The sequence below is a fragment of the Nocardia sp. NPDC060255 genome (assembly GCF_042727395.1).
Lineage (GTDB): Bacteria > Actinomycetota > Actinomycetes > Mycobacteriales > Mycobacteriaceae > Nocardia.
On record NZ_JBHXAU010000012.1, the window covers coordinates 1 to 18,504 of the forward strand.

The window sequence follows — 18,504 nt, forward strand, 5'->3', positions numbered from 1 at the left end:
TAGGATCCAGTGTTTCGCTCATCATCGATCCTTCCCGCCAAGCAACGCTCGGCGTGTCAGACCAAGATCAAATCCACCGTTTCCCGGACACTCCCGAGAATAGGGCCCTATTCCGAGTGCAGATCCCGAGTGAGAGTGCAGATGCCGTTCACGTGAGCGGCGCGTACACGTGCGCGGGCTAGCCCAGGTGGATGGGGAAGGCGGCGAGGTCGTTTTGGGTGAGGACGGGGAGGTTGCGGATTTCCTCGTCGGGCACCGCGAGGCGGAGGTTGGGGAAGCGGTCGAAGAGGGCGGGCAACGCGATGCCGGCTTCCAGGCGGGAGAGGGCGGCGCCGGGGCAGATGTGCGGGCCGTGGCCGAAGGTCAAGTGGCGGTTGGCGGTTGAGCGGGTGATGTCGAAGTCGTCGGAGTTCTCCCCGTGGACCGCGGTGTCACGGCCGATGGCGCGGTAGGACATGACGACGCCCTCGCCCTTTTCGATCACGGTGTCGCCGATGGTGATGTCCTCGGTGGCGAAGCGCATCAGGAGGTGGCTGACGGGGCTGTCCCAGCGCAGCGTTTCCTCGACGACCTGCTTCCACTCGATGTCGCCGCTGCGCACCTTGTCCAGTTGTTCGGGCCGGGCCAGCAGGGCGCGGACGGCGTTGAGGATGAGGCCGACGGTGGTCTCGTGACCGGCGGCGACCAGCGCCTTCAGGTTGCCGACCACTTCCTCCTCGGTCAGCGGCTCGCCGCCGTCGGCGGCCAGGATGAGGGCGCTGGTGAGATCGTCGGTGGGGTTGGCGGTCTTCTTGCGCACCAAATCCGTGTAGTAGACATCCATTTCATCGATCACCCGCAGCCGCTCGTCCTGCGGGGTGACCAGCGAGAAGAACGCTTTGTACCAGGTGAGCAGCATCGGGTGATCGGCGCGATCCACCCCCATCAGCTCACCGACGACGCGCATCGGCAGCGGGTACGCGAAGACCTCTTTGAGATCGACGACAGCATCGCCACTGCTCGAGGCGCTGAGATCGTCCAGCAGTTCGGCGGTTAGTCGCTCGATGACGGGCCGGATCTCCTCTAGTCGACGCGGCGACAACGCCTGCGTCGTCTTGATCCGCAGCCGCCGATGCTCGGCCCCGTCCACGGTGAACATGGACCGGCCGGCATCGATCATGCCGATCAACGGCCACTGCCGCGTCACCACACCGGAGTTCCACAGCGACCAGCCGCTGATGTCCTTGATCAGCCGGGGATCGACGAGCAGCTGCCTGGCCACGGCATGCTCGGTGATCGTCCAGGCGGGCACGCCGAGCAGTTCGATCCGCGCCACCGGGCCATTCGTGCGGAGATAGGTGGTCTCGCCGGCGAGGTCACCGACCATCGGATCGATGGCGAATGGACATGTTTGGGTCACGGGGTACCTCCGACTGCACGAACTGGGGTGAAACGAACCGGCAAAGAAGTCATGCCGCGCAGGAACGCCGACGGGCGGCGCACCAGGTTCTGCGCGGGAACCATGAGATCGATATCGGGCAGCCGATCGAGGAGCACCTCGATGCTGGTCCGCGCGATGATCTCGGCCAGTTGCTGAGCCGGGAACGGGCACCGGTACTCGCCATAGCTGAACGCGAAGTGCGCACTGTTACCGGTGTGTGCGGGTTCGACACCGTCGACAAGATGTTGGCGCACATGCGGATCCGCGTTGGCGGCCGCGAGTCCGAGCAGCAGCATGTCCCCCGCCCGAATCACCTTGTCCGCCAACCGAGTATCCCGCGCCGCCCAGCGCCCGGCGAGGATCTGGGTGGGCGTGTCCTCCCACAGCACCTCGTTCATCGCCTCGCCGACACTGCGCCGCCCGCCGCCGAGCGCCGCGGCGAACCGATCGTCGGTGAGCATGAGCCGCACCGAGTTTCCGATCCAGTCGGCGGTCGGCAGGTGCCCCGCGGCGGTGACCGCCATCAGGTCCTGCACATACTCTTCGTCGCTGAACGAACCGGGATACGCCAGCATCCGCGACACCAGATCGGTGCCCGGCCGCGCCTTCTTCGAGGCGAGCACCTGCTGCATCTGCTCGTAGTACCGCCCGTACGCGGCTTGCGCGTCGGCACCACCGTCGGCGAGCGCCTTCATGCTCCACGCCAGCCGCGGCCCGTCCTCGTCGGGGAAGCCGAGCGCCCAGGCGAGCGCGAGCACCGGCATCGGCACCGCGAACTCCGCGACCAGGTCCGCCTCGCCCCGGCCGCAGAACCCGTCGATCAGCCGGTCGGCCAATTCCTCACAGGTGCGGCGCAATTCGAACGGATCGACCGATTCCAGCGCGGGCTCGACCATCGCCAGATGCTTACGATGCTCGGCGCCTGCGGTGAAATAGATGGACGGGCGCGGCTGCCCGACCATCGGCAGCAGCGGCCAATCCTCGGGAATGTTCGGCCACTGGTTCCACAGGCTGACGTCGCGCGGAAACAGCTCCGGATCGCTGGTGACCTGATGCAGCTCGCGGTAGCCGATGACCAGCCACGCCGGGACATTGCCCGGCAGCTCGACCGAGACGACCGGCCCGTGCTCGCGGCGCATCTCCCGGTAGAGGTGCTGCGGATCGGTGTGGAACCGCGGGCCACTCAGCGGCACCGCGTCGTGGTTGACCGGGCAGCCGCCGGTGGCAGCCGAGGATGCTGCGCTCGAGATGGTCATGATGCGGTCTCCGCTCGCGGTGCATCGGCATAGATGTGCTCGACCAGGCTGATCAGCACGCTCTTACAGGATTCGCGCGACCTGGCGTCGCAGTCGACCAGCGGCACCTGCGGATCCAGGTCAAGGGCGTCGCGGACTTCGTCGAGCCGAGAGGGCCCGCCGAAGTTGTTGCACGCCACCACGAATCGGGTGTGCTGGGCTTCGAGGCGGTCGATGGCGTACCAGGAGTCGGCGATCCGGCGCTGGTCGACCAGCACGATCGCGCCGAGCGCACCGGAGAACAATCGATCCCAGAGGAAGAAGAAACGTTCCTGCCCCGGCGCGCCGAACAGATAGAGCACGTTTTCGGCGTCGATGCTGATGCGCCCGAAATCGAAGGCGACCGTTGTCGTCGACTTGCCCGGCGCACCGCTCGGATCGTCGATGCCGATGCCCGCGTTGGTCATCGTCGCCTCGGTGTCGAGCGGGCGGATCTCGCTGACCGCGCGAACCATGGTGGTCTTGCCGACCCCGAAACCGCCGACGATGACGATCTTCAGTCCCTGGCGGGTCGCGCTGTTCAGCGGGGCGTCGGCGCGGGCGGGCCGAGCGTCAAAGGTTGCGGAGTCCAACGAGCACCTTCTCGAGGGTGGTGGAGTCGGGCACCGAATTCCACGGCGCGTCAGGGTAAGCGGGGCCGTTGCTCGGATGCCGGACGGTGATCTTGCCTGCGTGCAACAGGTCCGACAGCAGGATGGTGGCGATGCCGACCGGGATGCGCAGCTCGGCGGCGATCTCGACGACCGCGGTGGGCGCGCGGCACATGTCCAGGATCGCGACGTGCTCGGACTGCATGCCCTGGGTCGGATCGCATTCGCTGACCACCAGGGTGACCAGGTCGAAGCTGTCGGAGTCCGGTTTGCTGCGTCCCCCCGTCAGTGTGTAGAGCCGGTCGGGATCGTCGTCGCGCCCTGGCCTGTTCACGACACGCTCGCTCCCCCGACTCGTGGCTTGGACGCGAGATGATGGCCTAGCTGCTCGACCAGCTCCCGCATGTTGTGCCCGACCAGGCCGGCGTCCGCGTCCTCGGCGGCGACGACCGCGATGTGCGCGGCCAGACCCGCTTCGACGATGAACAGGATGCCGCCGTAGAACTCCGTCATCGACTGGCGCACACCGCCTCTGCCGTCACCGAATTCGACGGAGGCGCCGTGCGACAGGCTCTGGATGCCCGCGGCGATGGCCGACAGCTGGTCGGCCTTGTCCATGCTGAGTTCCGGGGTGTGGCAGATCTTGAGGCCGTCGCCGGAGAGTAGTAGCGCGTGGCGGGTGCGCGGGGTGCGGGCGAGCAGTTGCTCCAGCAGCCAGCTGAGTTGCGACGGAACAGACGTTGTCATCGATCATTCTCCACGGCAACGGTAGGGGACGGGGAAGGTGTTGCGGCAGCGGAGTTGTCGGTGTCACGACCGGCCAACGCACGCTGGAACGCACCGAAGGCCGCCGGTGTCGACGCGGGCGGGGTCGCCGCGGGCGCGTCGAGCGAGGGTAGGGAGAGACCGGCGGGGTGGACCGCGGCCAGCGTGCTGCCGCGGCGCCGTTTCGGCAGGCCCATGCTGGTGTGCTCGGTGGCGGGCTCGGGCAGCGCCTCGGGTTCCGGCGGCGCCTGTTCGGCGGCCAGGGTTGTCGGCGCGGCGGCCAGGGTTGTCGGCGCGGCGGGCTGGGGTGTCAGCGCGACGGGCTGGAGTGTCGGGGCGACGGGCCGCGCTGCGAGGGCGACCGGCGAGGTCGCACTGGGCAACGTCGAGGTCGGTATCGCCGGGTTGGTGGCGAGTGAGGCCGGTTGTGAACGGTCAACGCGCGCAGTGAGATCCCGCGGTACCACCACGACCACCGCGGTGCCGCCGATGGCGGACGGCCGGTACGAGACGGTGAGACCGTGCTTGCGGGCGAGGTGTCCGACGACCGCGAGACCGAGCCGGGTGCCGCTCAACGACGACAGGTCCGACGAACGCTGGCCGCGCCCGTCCTGGGGCGCGTTCGACACGGTCTGTTCGGCACGGCGCAGCGCCGATTCGCTCATCACCAGGCCGCTGTCCTCGATGGTGAGCACCACGCCTGCGGGCACCTCGGCGGCGTAGACGTGCACCTCGGTGGTGGGCGGGGAGAAATTGCAGGCGTTGTCGAGCAGTTCGGCCAGCGTGTGCATCACGCCCTCCGCCGCGTGACCGGCGATGGCGATCTCGGCGATGGCGCGCAACCGGACCCGCTGATAGCCCGCGACGCGGCCCATCGCGCCACGCAGGATCGACTCCATGGCAATGGGTTTGGCCCAGCGCCGCCCGGATCGGGCGCCACTGAGTACGGCGATGCTGTCGGCGAGGCGGCCCGCCTGTGCGGTGCGATGGTCCAAGTGCAGCAGGTCGGCGAGCACCTTGGGGTCGGCGTGCCGGTGCTCCATCTCGCGCAATTCGGCGAGCATGCTGGTGGTCATCGCCTGCATGCGGCCCGCCGCACCGGCGAACGCCGCCATCGCCGCGGACCGGCGACTGTCGCTGCTCTTCGCTTCCCACGCGTGCACGCCGGCGGCCTCGCTCGCGGCCGCCATCCTGGCGGTCGCCTCGGCGGTGATCGCCGCCGCGGACTCCCGGGCCCGCCGGGCGGCACCGCGATAGTGCACGGCCGCAGTTGCCGTGGCGCACAACGCGATAGCGGCGGTGACCGCGCCCGCGGTGAGCGGGATGCGGAAGTCGGTCGGCGCGTAGTACACCGCGATCACCACGACGACCGAGGTGATCGCGGCGCAGGTGAGCAGGGCTAACAAGGGCATGCGCAGACGTCGAAAGAGTGGTTCCCGACGCTCGCCTTCCGGCGCATTCAATGACTGTGACAAGTTCCGTACTTTCGCACTCACGTTCACGACGAAGGCATGCTCTACGAGTCCCGACCCCTTCTGCGCAGTTCGGGCTGCACCAAATGTACAGACCACCAACCGGTTCCGCATCTCGGCGAACGCATCTAATATGCGGTGTTAGCAGGTTGCACAATAGTTGTATTGTATTGCGCTACTTTATTTTTCAACGATGGTTGCGGACCGGCCTGCTACCGATCGGCAGTTTTCCCATCATCGCTTCGTCACACGGCGGTCACACTGCCGCCGTCCGTTGTCCTCGTCGACGCAACGCCGAATCCCGTGTTGGCACGCCGGACCCGTATCCCCACGATTCGGATTCGACCGGGGAATACTGGATAGCCAATGGCAGGTGACGACCAGCAGTGGAGGGCACGGGGTGACGATGATGTCCATGCTCGGCGAGGTTCGGCCGGAGCACGATCGCGCGGCGGACGGCGAACTCGTGCTCCTGCACTATCTGCGATCGTTCCGCAAGCCGGTGCTCGAGGTGTGGTCGGCGGCGACCGATCGCGGGCAGTTGGCGCGCTGGCTCGGCGCGGTGTCGGGCGGCAGCGGGAATCTGACGATCGAACCCATGGACGGACCGGTGTCGCGTCCGGTCGCGGTGCGGGTCGGGCACTGCCAGGCGCCGCACGAGTTGATCGTGCACATCGACGGGTGTCTGCTGGAGATTCGGATGACTCAGGTCGGCGTGGTCACCAATGTCGAACTGGTCCGTCGTCATGTCAGCCCGGCCGACGCACGCGAAATCGGCCCGCGCTGGCAGTATCTGCTGGATCGGCTCACCGCCTACCTGGACTACGAACCGCTGCCACAGTGGGCCGACTACCCGAAGCGGGAAGACGAATACCGCTGAGCTCCACCCTCAGACGAAGAAGCCCGCGATCCCCCAGCCCGGCCTGGCCTGCGCCTCCCGGATCCACTCCATGCACGATTCGATCGCGGCGAGCACCTCGTGGTCGATCTCCTCACGCTGTCGAAGGGTGGTCGATTCCCATTGCACCAGGGCTTCCGCGCATTGCTCCGGGGTCCATTCGCCGTAGCCGGGTAGCTCCTCCGGTTCGGGCAGGGCGGCAGGTAGCGCGTGGTAGACGAAATCGGCGAGGCTGATCGCCTTGATGCCGAGTTCGGCGAGCCCCTCGTCGACCTGTTGCAGCCAGCTGCCACGGAACGGCGAGAAGTAGCGGTTGTCCAGGAATCGGCCGTAGAACTGGCAGATCGTCTGATACGCGTACGCGTATTGAAAGCCGTAGCCCGGATCGAACGGCCCACCGTCGATGACCGCACGCACCGCGTCGTAGCGCGCCGGGGCACCGTGGGCGATCTCCTCGGCGAACCAGTCGTCGGCATGCGCCAACTGCGCCTTGAACCGGCCACCGATCATCCGCCGGAGCTTGTCGTCCCGCGAACCGATCGCGGCTCTGACCCTATCCAACTCGACGACGTAAACGCTCAGGCTGTAGCTCATGATCGAACATTAGCGACACCCACCGACACGAACGGCGCACCAGCCGAGGGCCTTTGGCACCATCGGCTGCGATCACGCCGGGTAGTCAGTCGCCGCACTCGGCAGGCGCGCCGGTTGCCGGTCGCGAACAAAGAGTGCGAAACCCAAACCCGTTGCGATCGCGGTTGCGCTGCCGGACAACAGGAATGCCCGGCTGACACCGAAATCGGCGATAACCATCCCGGCCACGGCCGCGCCCAGCCCAGATCCGCCGTTGCAGGCCACGTTGACCAGAATCGCGCTGTGGGTCTTGGCGGCCGCTCCCTCGGTCAGGGCGTCGGCCAGCAGATATACCGTCATGACCGCAGGACCTATCGCAACGCCGACCAAGACCAGCAGCGGAACCGCGAGACCGAGTCCGTGCACGGTGGCAAGCAGCGCGGCAGCCGATCCCAGCAGCAGCGCAAAAACTATCAGCCGCGCCGAGGCGCTCATGCTCCAGTCCCGACGACCGTAGAGCAGTGCGGCAACCGCGCTGCCCAACGCCAGCACGGCGAGCAGCCCGCCCGCCAGCGAGGCGCGACCGGCGTCGGTCGCCAAAGCAGGCACCGTCACCTCCGTCGCACCGATCGTGAACCCGACCCCCGCGAAAACCACCAGCAACCACCGAATTCGCATGGCCACCACCAAGAGTCTGCCACCACCGGCCTTGCTCTCGGCAGATTCCAGACGCCCCTTCTCCGCCGCCGAAGCCATCAGTAACCCACCGAGGACACACACCGAACCAGCGACCAGCACGGCAACACCGGGCCCCGCGAGTGCCACCGCCCCCGTCGCCACCAAAGGCCCGACGACCAGAGTCGATTCCTCGACGACCGAGTCCAACCCGAACGCACGAGCAACCCACTGCTGCGGCAATTTCCGTGACCATCCGACCCGCATCAGCGCACCGAACGGCGGTGCGCTGCAACCCGATAACGTCACCAATGCGGCCAGCAGCCATGACCTGTCGCTGTGCGCGGCCGGTACCAGCGCCAGCAACGCGGATCCGCTGACCAATGACAACACCAACAGCGCTGCACTGTGCCCGACCCGAACGGAAATCCAGGAGCGAACCGGCCCCGCCACCACCATGCCGATCGCGAACCCCGCCATCGTCAGACCCGCGACGGAGAACGATCCCGTGGCCTGCTGAATGAACAGCACCACCGCGACCGGGATCATCCCCACCGACATTCGGCCGATGAACGCGCCCGCGAACAGCAACGGAATACCTTGCGGCCGCAGTAGATCCAGATAGCCGGGCGAACTCTCGCCGATTTCCGACTGACTCACGATTCCGCCCTCCCCGACGAACCTGATCGCACCCCTGCCACAGCGATCATCATCGATCGTCCAGATAACCACAAACGATTTTCGGTTCGGCGGCTCTGAGTCGCGTCCAGCGAATAGCGCCAACAGTCAGGCCGGACAACACCTTTGGTGGTAGCTGCGATGGTCCTGCGGTGCTACGCGGGCACGTCGGATGGATTGGTGACGAGTTCGCGCAGGTGGGCGGTGACCAGGTTGTTGACTTCGGGCGCGCGTTCCAGTTGGACGAGGTGGCCCGCGTCGGCGATCTTGGTCACTTCGCGCAGGTCGGGGACGGAGTTGCGCAGGGTCGTGAGCGGGTCGCGGCCACTGAAGCCTTCCATGTCCGGGTCGTGGTCGCCGTACATGAAATAGGCGGGGACAGTGACGGAAGCGTCGGCATAGTCGGCGGTGAGTTCCCAATTACGGTCGAGGGCGCGATACCAGTTCAGGCCGCCGGTGAACCCGGTACGTTCGAAATCCTGGGCCAGGATGTCGAATTCGCTTTCGGAGAGCCAGCGCCATGGCAGCGCAGGGGCTTCCGGGAGGACGTCGAGATATCCGGTACCCTCCGCCGGAAACTGCCAGGTGTCGAGGTAGTGATAGTCGGCGCTGAGCGAATAGTAGACCCGGGTCAGGAATTCCCTTGTGCGAGCGGCCAGTTCGGCGTCCGCCACACCGGGGGTCTGAAAGTAGTGCAGGTGCAGGAAGTGTCGCGCGGCGGCTTTCGCCCAGAGTTGGGACGGCGAGCGAGGCGGGCGAGGCGCGAAGGGGTTGTTCAGCACGATGACGCCGCGCACTCGTTCCGGCGCGCGTAATGCCAACTCCCACACCAGGGCCGCGCCGAAGTCCAAGCCGACGAACACCGCCTGTTCGGCTCCGATGTCGTCGAGCAGCGCGAGCAGGTCACCGATCACCGCTTGATTCGTGTAGGACTCGACGTCGGTCGGCACATCGGTCTGCCCGTAACCGCGCAGGTCCGGCGCGATGGCCCGGTATCCAGCCGCAGCCACCGACGCCAACTGGTTGTGCCAGATGAACCAAGTGTGCGGAAAGCCGTGGCAGAAGATCACCGGATATCCCTCGCCTTGCTCGGCGACGTGCATTCGGACGCCGTTGGTCGTCACGAACCGATGCGTCAACTCCACTGCGGCCTCCAAAACCTAGAACGTGTTCTCGTTTCACGGTAGTGTGCTGAAGTCGTGAGCGGAATACCTAACCCACTGACCGGCAAGATCGCCGTCGTCACCGGCGCGAGTCGCGGCATCGGCAAGGGCATCGCCTTGGAACTCGGTGCGGCGGGTGCGACGGTGTACGTCACCGGGCGCTCGGATACGCCGGGCCGACTGCCCGGCACGGTGGGTGAGACCGCCGCCGCGATCGATGCGGCGGGCGGCGTCGGCGTGCCGTTCGTCTGCGATCACCGCGACGACGAGGCGGTGCAGCGCCTGTTCCAGCAGATCCGCGACGACCACGGACGCCTCGACGTACTGGTGAACAACGTCTACAACTCCCCCGCCGCGGCACGCTGGCTCGGCAAACCGTTCTGGGAGGTCCCGCCGAAAGCCTGGGACGAAACCTTCGACATCGGCGTCCGATCCCATTACGTGGCAAGCGTTTTCGCCGCACCACTGCTGATCGAGTCGGACGGCCTGATCGTCAACATCTCGTCACCCGGCGCACAGCGCTACATGCACAACGCGGTATACGGCGTCGCGAAAACCGCACTGGACCGCCTCACCGCCGACATGGCCCACAACCTCGCCGACACCAAAGTCACCGTAGTCTCGCTGTGGCCCGGCATCGTGGACACCGAACTCCTGCAACTGGTTCCGGCCGATGCCCAAGGCCAACGCCTGGTCACCCTGCCCGGCGAAGGCACCTTCGACCTAGCCCAGGCAGAAACCCCACACTTCCCCGGCCGCGCGGTCGTCGCCCTGGCCACCGACCCCGACCGCCGCTCCCGCACCGGATCCGCCTGGCGCGTAGCCGATCTCGCCGACGCCTACGCCTTCACCGACCTAGACGGCCGCATCCCCCGCGCCGACTAACCCACCCGCACCGCTTCCACACCTTGCCCTAAGAGCCGCACCGTCTCTGGCCGTCCGCAGTGGGCAAAGCCCAAGAAAGGGTGCAGATCCCCGCCGCTGACAGCGGGCGACCACAGTCGGCCGCGCCTAGCCTCCCGCATTCGCCGCTTCGACAGCGCGCCCACACCTCCCACAGACCGTTGAGCACCAGCCAGCAACAGCTGCACCCCCACTCGGGATCCGCACTGGCTCTATGGCCTTAAAGCCAGTGCAGGTCCCGAGTCCCAGTGCAGATCCGCGCCACCAACAGCGAGCAAGCCCTCCTCGCGCACAAGTTATGCAGCCGCGCTCGAAATTGCCAGCAATACCCTGCGCGGCTACACAATTCATACGCGGCAACCACCACCGAATCCCACGAAGGCCCGACCACCGCCGTCGTGATCAACAGAGCTCGGGATCGCGCTATCGGCGAGATCTGCACCCTTACTCGGGACCTGCACTCGGAATAGGGCCCTAAAGCCAGTGCAGGTCCCGAGTCTCAGTGCAGATCCGCGCCACCAACGGCAAGGAAGCCCTCCCTGCGCACGAGTTATGCGGCTGACCGAGGGTGTGCGGGTGCACCGCCAACGGGACCCCGGAGTGGCACTGTCGGCGAAATCTGCACTGCCACTCGGGATCTGCACTCGGAATAGGGCCCTAAAGCGAGTGCAGGTCCCGAGAGAGGGTGCGCGTCTTGTTGGCGTGAGGGTTAGGTGACGGCGAGGAAGCGTTGGAGTGCGCGGGAGGGGGTGGTTTGCCATGCGAGGTAGACGTGGGTTGGTGGGGCGTCGGGGATGTCCAGGTAGACGACGCCGGGATGGGGTGCGCGGGTGCGGGCCAGGGCGGGGGCGCCGCCGATGCCGCGGTTTGCCGCGACCAGTTCGATCCACTCCTCGAAGTTGCGGCAGGTGATGAGCGGGCGGTTCGGGTCGCGCTGATCCCATGATTCGGCGTGGGTGGTGCCGGATACCACGTTCACCACGAGCGGATATCCGGCGAGATCGGCCCAGCGCAGGTCGGTCGCCGTCGCGAGCGGTGAGTTCGCGGCGACGGCGAGGATCCGCTGCTCGGTGGCGATCATCCGCGATTCGAGATGGCCGGGCAGTGGAGTCTCGCCGCGGTATAACGCGATATCGATGGACCTGGCATCGAGCGCGGCCAGCGGATCATCGATGCGTCGTAGCGTGACGCGCCCGCCGAGTGCCTCATAGCGGCGGCGGGTCGCGGCCAGCCAGGGGGTGGGCAGCAGCCAGGCGAAGCCCACCTCGACGGCGGCGCGGGACCGGAGCTGCGCGGTGACCGTGTCCACGTCGGCCAGGATTCGCCTGGCGTGTACCAGCAGTTCGGCACCCTCCTCGGTCAGTTCGAAGCGCCGCGAGGTGCGTTCGATGAGCCGGCCCTCGATCTGCCGCTCCAACTGCTGGATCGTCCTGGTCAGCGCGGGTTGGCTCAGGTGGAGCCGGACGGCCGCACGCGTGTAGTTCGACTCCTCGCACAGCGCGACGTACGCACGAAGATGCCGTAGCTCGATATTCGCCGACCCGCCTACGCGCCGACCGCCCGCGGCAGACGAAAGCCGGCCGTCCGGCAGCGCACCTTCGTCCATGCTTCCAGCGTATACATGGTGCGTAGAAAGCATTTCACAGACGAAAAACCAGACCGTACGGTCACTGTAGTGACCGCAACCCTCGCCCCCGCACCGCGCCACAGCCTCGCACCCGCCTTCGCCGCCGCCGCAGGATTGGCCGCCGCGATGGGTGTCGGCCGGTTCGTCTACACGCCGCTGCTGCCGATCATGGTGGACGCGCACCAGATCACCACCAATGACGGCGCGGTGATCGCGACCGCCAACTACGCGGGCTATCTACTCGGCGCCATCCTGCTCACGCGCTGGCCGGAACTGAACAGCCGCACCATCTTCCGCATCTCCGCCGTGCTGCTGATCGTCAGCGAACTGCTGATGGCCGTGCCCGCACCAACGATTTTCCCTGCGGCACTTCGCCTTATCGCCGGTGTCACCAGCGCCGTCATCTTCGTCGCGTGCGCCGGGGTCGCCGCCAGACACGGCAGCAGTCGGGACGCGGCCGGAATCGCCATCAGCGGAGTCGGTTTCGGCATCGCGCTCACCGGGTTGCTGGTGCTGGCGGTGCGACCGTTCCTCGGTTGGCAGAGCATGTGGCTGGTCTCGGCCGCGCTGACCGTGGTGTTGCTGCTGCCCGCGTTACGGCTCGATATCCAGCCCGGTCGCCGCACGGGCAAGGCCACCATCCGGTCGAAGGGTGCGTGGCGGGCGCTGCTGGTCTCCTATTTTCTGGAGGGCCTCGGGTACATCGTGATCGGCACGTTCCTGGTGGCAGCGGTCAGTGATCAACGCGGGCAAGTCGTCGGCGCGTGGATCTGGGTGGTGGTCGGCGCGGCCGCGGTGCCGGCCACCGTGCTGTGGGGTGTCGCCGCGCGCCGCTGGAGTCCGGCGGTCGCGATGCCGATCGCGCTACTGGCGCAGTGTGTTTCGGCGGTGCTGCCCGCCATGTCGACCGCGGTGTGGCCTGCCCTGCTGTCGGCGGCGCTGTTCGGCGCGACCTTCGTCGGCATCGTGATGCTGGCGATCCGGATCGGCGGTGAACTCTCGGACGGCGACGCGGCGGCACCACTCACCGCCGTCTATGGCGCGGGGCAGATGCTCGGTCCGTTGGTGGTGGCGCCGGTCATCGGCGACAGCTATCCGGCCGCGTTCGTCATCGCCACCATCGTGCTGGTGGGCGCGACGATCGCGGCCGGTGTGGTGACGCGCCTGATCAGGCGAACTTGATCTCCAAGCCGATGCCGACGATGGCGATGAGCCAGACGAGCCCGGTGAAGACAGTGATTCGGTCGAGGTTTTTCTCCACAACGGTCGAGCCAGAGAGGCTGGACTGCACACCGCCGCCGAACAGGCTGGACAGACCTCCACCCTTGGCGCGGTGCAGCAGCACCAGCAGCACCAGCAGCACGCTGGCGATGATCAGGAGGATATCGAGGAACATCCGCATGCCGGACAGTGTATGCGGACGATCCGATCCCACCGAATCAGGCACTCGGCAAGGGCGATCCTAAGCAGGCAAGATCGCGACCAAGTGGGTGATCTGGTCGTCCCCAATGGTGAATTTGTACGCCTCCTGCTCGCGGATCTGATCCTGCGCGGTGAGCCTGACCTGGTGCTGGTGCATGTGCTCGGCCCAGGACCGGACCACGAACGCCTCGACGTAGCGGTCCAGCACGCCGATATCGCGATACAGCCGCCACTCCATCGCACCGGTGCGCTGCCTGGACCGGCCGACGAACACCATCGCGGTCATGAACTCGTCCAGATTCTCCGGCGGCACGTCGTAGGTGCGCAGCACCATGACCGGTCCGTCGGCCGGATCGGGTTCGACGACGACCTGCGGTTCCGGCCAGAACGCCGCGGGCGTCTGATCCAGGTTCTCCGCGTTGTGACTGATCGGCAGCCACACCGTGCTCACCGCGCAGAGCCCGAGCAGCACCGCCGCGGTCAGCAGCGCGAACACCGGCCCGGCCGCGCCGGCCAGCACACCCCAGACCAGCGAACCGATCGCCTGCCCACCCATGAACACCAGCAGATACACCGAGAGCCCGCGCGCACGCACCCATGCCGGCAGCAGCAACTGCATGGTCGAGTTCATCGTCGACATCGCGAGCAGCCAGGCGAAACCGGCGAAGACCAGCAGCGCCAACACCAGCGGCACCACATGCAGCACCGCGGTCCCCGCCGACGCGATCCCGAACAGCACGGCGGCCGTGCTCAGCCGCTGCGTGGGCGTCATCAGCGTGCGCAGCCGCCCCAAACCGAGGGCGCCGAGCACCGCGCCGATGCCGAGCGCGGCCAGCATCAGCCCGTAGCCGGACGAGCCGAGCCCGAGCTCGTCACGCGCGATCACCGGCAGCAGCGCCCACACCGCGCTCGCCGGTGCGATGAACAGGATCGAGCGCAGCAACACCCGCCGGATCGCGGGCGCCGCCTTGATGAACCGGGTCCCGGCCTGCAGCGCCGCCAACGGGCGCTCGCTCGGCAGCCGCCGATCCGTCGCGGGCCTGCGCCACAGCGCGAGCACCGCGACGATGCCGCCGAACGACACCGCGTTGAGCACGAACACGAACGTCGGCCCGGACAGCGAGACCAGCACGCCCGCGATCGCGGGCCCCACCGCGCGCCCGATATTGATGCTCATGCTGCCGAGCGCGGCCGCCGACGGAATCTGTTCGCGCGGCACCAGTTCCGGTTGAATCGCCTGCCAGGCGGGGCCGGTGAGCGCCTGCCCGCAGCCGATCAGGAACAGCAGAATGAGCAATACCGACGGGGTGGTGTGCCCGGTCGCCGTCGACACCGCGAGCACTGCGGCGAGCACCGCCATCGTCGACTGCGCGCCGAGCAGCAGCCTGCGCCGATCGACCAGGTCGGCGATCACACCGGACGGAATGGCGAGCAGCATCACCGGCAGCGTGATCGCGGTCTGCACGAACGACACCAGCACGGCCGCGTTCGGCTCGTCGACCAACACCCACTGCGCGCCGACGGTCTGCATCCAGGTGCCCAGATTCGACACCAGCTGCGCGATCCACAAGGCGCGATACACCCTCGACCTCAACGGAGCCCAGGTCGAGACAGCGGTGTTAGGCGCGGTGATCACTCACCGAAGCTTAGCCATCCGAACGGCAGGGGCGCCGCGCCGGTACGGACGGCACGTCGTCGCTGCTGGCCCGCGCCTGGTCACCTCGCCGGGGACGATCCGGCCTATCAGCGCGGTGGAATGCGGCGGCTCAGCCGGGTGCGTGGTACGTAACGCACTGTTGAACCGCCGCTTCCGAGCCACCTGACATCACGTCCGCCAGCACCGACGCAGCAGCTATTCACCGGTACCGGCACCATGCCCGGAAGCGGCGTCGCTCGAGGCGATTTCAAATCGCTGTCGTGGATATCGCCGACTCTCCTTACGGTGACCGACACGATGAGGCCGGTATCATGCCGCGAGCCGATGTCGGCCTCGGCACACGGCACGCGTGGATCGGTTGCCGCTCAATGCATCCGGTCCGTTGTTTCGCTGGTACTCGGGTGACTACTCGTGAGAATCAGTGCCACGGTGAGCAGGGCGGCACCGAGCATGCCCAGTGGGGTCAGTCGTTCGCCGAGGACGATGGCGGCGAGGATGGCGCCGGTCAGCGGCTCGAGTAGCGCGAGGATCGCGGCGGTGCCTGGTCCGGCGTCGGGCAGGCCGCGAAAGTACAGGGTGTAGGCGATCGCTGTCGGCACCAATCCGAGGGCCGCGAGCAGGGCGAAGCTGCCGATGTTCGGGGCGAAGGTGATTCCGGTGGTGATCGCCAGTGGGGCGAGTAGTACTGCGCCGCCGGTGAATCCGAGGCCGGTCGTGGTCATCGGGTCGAGGCCGGGTACCGGCCGGGCGCTGATCACGGTGACCGTCGCGAACGCGCTCGCAGCCACGACGGCGAGGGCAGCACCGGCGAGCAGTCCGGCCGATCCCACGTCCTCGGAGGGCACGCCGACCAGTAGCGCCAATCCGGACAGGGCGAGCCCGATTGTCGCAGCCCGCCTGCGATCTACGGCGCGGCGGCCGGTGACCTGTTCGAGCAGCGCAACCACCACCGGTGACGCACCGATGGTGATCAGCGTGGCGACACTGACCGATGATGCCGCCACCGCTCCGAAGTAGCACGCTTGGAAGGTAGCGGCCAGCACGGCGACCGCGCTGATCCTGCGCCAGGCCAAGAGATTTCGTGGCCACGGCTGCCGCTTTGCGGCAAGTAGAGCAACAAGCAACAGCCCGCCGACGGCAAGCCGGCAGGTAGCCACCGCAATCGGTGACAACCCAGTCGCCCGGCCGAGCAGAGTACCGAGCAAACCGCCGGTGCCCCAGAGCATTCCGGCACCGACAAGGTAGACCAGCCCGGAACGGCCGGTCGTGGACAGAGATATGGACATGATGGTTTCGCGCTCCTGCGACAGAGAGGGATGAGGTCGCGGAAGCGAGGTGCACAACGAATGCCGAACAGACGCACAAGCCCGTACCGTCCGTCCGCAGACCACGCATCGCCGCAACGAACGCGCAAGTGTCAGTAACGAACACCAACCGGCACGGCCCCGCCGAGATGCGCATCGCCACAGCGAATCCGCAGGTCCGCGGAACGTACACCAACCGGCACGGCCCGATAAACCACGCGTCACCACAGCGAATCCGCAGGTCCCGCAGAACGTAGACCAACCAGCACTGCCCGCCACGCATCGCCATGCGAATCGCATGTGCGCGGAACCAACGCCGACAGGCACGGCCACTGGACTACGTATTCGCCGCAGCGAGTCCGAACGAACGCCGCCGAACTCAGCCTGCTAGTCCGCACATCGCAGCAACGGACGCAGATACGCAGAACAGGTGCCACCCAACACGGCCCACTGGACCGCGCAGCGCCGCAACGAACGCTCAGCTACGCGGAATGAGCACCGCCGAACTCGGCTTGCGCAGGCCGCAAGTCGCCGTAGTGAACGCGCAGCAACAGGCACCACCCGACACGGCCCGTCGGAACGCGCGTGGCTGGGGCTAATACGGAAGTACGCCTACACCTCGCTCAGGAGGCGGGCGGCGGGGAGATTGGAAAGCGTCGGTGCACGAAGCCGAGCCTAGCGCCTGGCAGCACGGCTTGTCGCCCGCATTCAAAGTGCTTGCGTGGGGAGCACGAGACCTGCGGTAATCCTCGCCGTTGCCCCGACCTGAAAGGTGGCGCTGTCCTCGCACGACTACAGCTCTTTCGTGCGTAGCAATGGATCCGCTGCGATCCTGGCTGCGGTCTCGGCGTCTGGCGAGTAGGGCCGCGCTCGCACGATCCACTCGGAACGCAGCTCGGGGATCGTCACCTGATGTTCGTCCCAGTCGGTGTGCAACCGACCGGTCCAGTCCATCTCAGCCGTGCCATGCGGGTCGCCGAGGGTGTAAGCGAGGTGGTCGTTCCATGCCGAGTATGACGTGGCGAGCGTAACCGGCTCCGGCACACGGAGTTTCAGCAACCACCTACCGTGCACCCATTCATGTTCTCCGAGAAGCGCATTCGCGGTGCGCCGGACGGAAGCACCGCGAAGTCCGCGCCCCGGCCAGCACCATATCGGCGGCGCATCCGCGCAATCGATACCGCGCCTTGCCATTTCGGCGGCCATCAGCCGATACGCCGGCCGAAAACTCGATGACACGAGATCCCAGCTCGCGCGGTAGCGACCTGCTGCCCGCACCGCGGCGACCGCCTCGGGCGCCTGCAGCGTCCACAACCTCACCCCGCGCGACCTATTCGTCCACCGAACCGGCGTAGGTGCGCAACATGTCCGCGACCAGCGTCAGAACCGACTCGTCGAGGTCAGGCCGTTGATACACCCCGCGCACGACCGCCTGCCCCGAGAACACATGCAGCGCCATGAAGAAAATGGGCTCCCGCAGCCGCTGCGGAAACTGGTTCAGCACTCCCGTGCGGTCTACCGTAGCGACGATCTCGTCGTAATAGTTCTCGACCGTCGGCGCGATCCTGACCCGCAGTTCCGCGTCCGAGCGGGCCGCGAGGTAGATCTCGCGCAGTGCGTGCGTGACGCCGTCGGACTGGGCCTCCTGCAGGAAGCGCAACGCGGTGTCGAGCGGATTCGCATGCTCACCAAGGTGTTCCATCACCACGGTGAACGCGGCGAGCTGCCGCGTGACGATCTCCTCCGCGGTCCGCACGATCAGGTCGAGCCTGCTGTCGAACTGCCGGAACATGGCCCCGACGGACAGCCCGGCCCGACCGCAGATCTCCTGCACGGTCGTGCGCTGATAGCCGACCTCGCCGATCGCGGCGATCGTCGCATCGATCAGCTTGGCGACGGTGGCCGCGCGGCGTTCCTGCTGCGTCCGCCGTGGACGCGGTGTTTCGGCGCTCCCGGTCATGATTCCCCATCCTGCCCGCCCGGTCCCGCACGGGCGGTCATCGGGTCAGCGTGATCGTTGACACAGCGACAGCACGCACTTTACAGTCGACGCGCCAGTTAG

Annotated in this window: 18 protein-coding genes; 3 read left to right on the plus strand and 15 right to left on the minus strand. The window is 67.1% G+C overall.

All coding sequences use genetic code 11. The features are described from left to right. Positions 1 to 178: 178 nt before the first annotated feature. The 6 genes from ACFWF1_RS22005 to ACFWF1_RS22030 are packed head-to-tail and all read right to left on the minus strand — an operon-like array spanning position 179 to position 5,482. The gene (locus ACFWF1_RS22005; RefSeq protein ID WP_379291992.1) at positions 179 to 1,399 is read right to left on the minus strand and encodes a cytochrome P450; all 1,221 of its coding nucleotides are present in this window, start codon (positions 1,397 to 1,399) and stop codon (positions 179 to 181) included. Further along, positions 1,396 to 2,676, minus strand: coding sequence for a cytochrome P450 (locus tag ACFWF1_RS22010; protein ID WP_379291991.1), 1,281 nt, complete (start codon positions 2,674 to 2,676; stop codon positions 1,396 to 1,398). The genes ACFWF1_RS22005 and ACFWF1_RS22010 overlap by 4 nt, the downstream gene beginning before the upstream one ends. After that, positions 2,673 to 3,287, minus strand: coding sequence for an ATP/GTP-binding protein (locus ACFWF1_RS22015; protein ID WP_379291990.1), 615 nt, complete (start codon positions 3,285 to 3,287; stop codon positions 2,673 to 2,675). Before ACFWF1_RS22015 ends, ACFWF1_RS22010 begins: the two co-directional genes overlap by 4 nt. After that, positions 3,268 to 3,639 (minus strand): DUF742 domain-containing protein, encoded by a 372-nt coding sequence (locus tag ACFWF1_RS22020; RefSeq protein ID WP_357392043.1) that lies wholly within the window; start codon positions 3,637 to 3,639, stop codon positions 3,268 to 3,270. The genes ACFWF1_RS22015 and ACFWF1_RS22020 overlap by 20 nt, the downstream gene beginning before the upstream one ends. Further along, positions 3,636 to 4,052: a roadblock/LC7 domain-containing protein gene (locus tag ACFWF1_RS22025; RefSeq protein WP_150408408.1), complete on the minus strand. Its 417-nt coding sequence runs from the start codon at positions 4,050 to 4,052 to the stop codon at positions 3,636 to 3,638. Before ACFWF1_RS22025 ends, ACFWF1_RS22020 begins: the two co-directional genes overlap by 4 nt. Continuing rightward, on the minus strand, positions 4,049 to 5,482 hold the full coding sequence (locus ACFWF1_RS22030; protein ID WP_379291989.1) for a sensor histidine kinase: 1,434 nt from the start codon (positions 5,480 to 5,482) through the stop codon (positions 4,049 to 4,051). Before ACFWF1_RS22030 ends, ACFWF1_RS22025 begins: the two co-directional genes overlap by 4 nt. A gap of 433 nt (positions 5,483 to 5,915) precedes the next feature. On the opposite strand from ACFWF1_RS22030, the gene ACFWF1_RS22035 reads away from it, so the two are divergent. Continuing rightward, the gene (locus tag ACFWF1_RS22035) at positions 5,916 to 6,422 is read left to right on the plus strand and encodes a hypothetical protein (RefSeq protein WP_379291988.1); all 507 of its coding nucleotides are present in this window, start codon (positions 5,916 to 5,918) and stop codon (positions 6,420 to 6,422) included. Between the two features lie 9 nt (positions 6,423 to 6,431). Here ACFWF1_RS22035 and ACFWF1_RS22040 read toward each other — a convergent pair whose 3' ends face one another. The 3 genes from ACFWF1_RS22040 to ACFWF1_RS22050 form a co-directional block, all read right to left on the minus strand. Further along, a complete protein-coding gene (locus ACFWF1_RS22040) occupies positions 6,432 to 7,034 on the minus strand; it encodes a hypothetical protein (protein ID WP_379291987.1) in 603 nt (200 codons plus the stop codon). A gap of 72 nt (positions 7,035 to 7,106) precedes the next feature. After that, positions 7,107 to 8,348, minus strand: a complete 1,242-nt coding sequence (locus tag ACFWF1_RS22045; RefSeq protein ID WP_379291986.1) for an MFS transporter — start codon at positions 8,346 to 8,348, stop codon at positions 7,107 to 7,109. 173 nt (positions 8,349 to 8,521) lie between these two features. After that, on the minus strand, positions 8,522 to 9,511 hold the full coding sequence (locus tag ACFWF1_RS22050) for an alpha/beta fold hydrolase (protein ID WP_379291985.1): 990 nt from the start codon (positions 9,509 to 9,511) through the stop codon (positions 8,522 to 8,524). Positions 9,512 to 9,565: 54 nt separating this feature from the next. On the opposite strand from ACFWF1_RS22050, the gene ACFWF1_RS22055 reads away from it, so the two are divergent. Further along, complete coding sequence (locus ACFWF1_RS22055; protein WP_379291984.1) at positions 9,566 to 10,414, plus strand: SDR family NAD(P)-dependent oxidoreductase; 849 nt, start codon at positions 9,566 to 9,568, stop codon at positions 10,412 to 10,414. 727 nt (positions 10,415 to 11,141) lie between these two features. Here ACFWF1_RS22055 and ACFWF1_RS22060 read toward each other — a convergent pair. Then, complete coding sequence (locus ACFWF1_RS22060) at positions 11,142 to 12,038, minus strand: LysR family transcriptional regulator (protein WP_379291983.1); 897 nt, start codon at positions 12,036 to 12,038, stop codon at positions 11,142 to 11,144. Positions 12,039 to 12,107: 69 nt separating this feature from the next. Here ACFWF1_RS22060 and ACFWF1_RS22065 point away from each other — a divergent pair, with 69 nt between their 5' ends. Further along, positions 12,108 to 13,241: a YbfB/YjiJ family MFS transporter gene (locus ACFWF1_RS22065; protein WP_379291982.1), complete on the plus strand. Its 1,134-nt coding sequence runs from the start codon at positions 12,108 to 12,110 to the stop codon at positions 13,239 to 13,241. On the opposite strand, the gene secG is transcribed toward ACFWF1_RS22065, so the two are convergent. The 5 genes from secG to ACFWF1_RS22090 form a co-directional block, all read right to left on the minus strand. Beyond that, entirely contained in the window at positions 13,228 to 13,461 is a 234-nt protein-coding gene (gene secG / locus ACFWF1_RS22070) for a preprotein translocase subunit SecG (RefSeq protein ID WP_357392034.1), read from the minus strand. The genes ACFWF1_RS22065 and secG overlap by 14 nt on opposite strands. A gap of 60 nt (positions 13,462 to 13,521) precedes the next feature. Next, positions 13,522 to 15,117, minus strand: coding sequence for an MFS transporter (locus tag ACFWF1_RS22075; RefSeq protein WP_379291981.1), 1,596 nt, complete (start codon positions 15,115 to 15,117; stop codon positions 13,522 to 13,524). A gap of 386 nt (positions 15,118 to 15,503) precedes the next feature. Continuing rightward, entirely contained in the window at positions 15,504 to 16,424 is a 921-nt protein-coding gene (locus tag ACFWF1_RS22080; protein ID WP_379291980.1) for a DMT family transporter, read from the minus strand. Between the two features lie 810 nt (positions 16,425 to 17,234). Continuing rightward, positions 17,235 to 17,501, minus strand: coding sequence for a hypothetical protein (locus ACFWF1_RS22085; RefSeq protein WP_379291979.1), 267 nt, complete (start codon positions 17,499 to 17,501; stop codon positions 17,235 to 17,237). Positions 17,502 to 17,772: 271 nt separating this feature from the next. Further along, entirely contained in the window at positions 17,773 to 18,402 is a 630-nt protein-coding gene (locus ACFWF1_RS22090; RefSeq protein ID WP_379291978.1) for a TetR/AcrR family transcriptional regulator, read from the minus strand. Positions 18,403 to 18,504 lie beyond the last annotated feature (102 nt).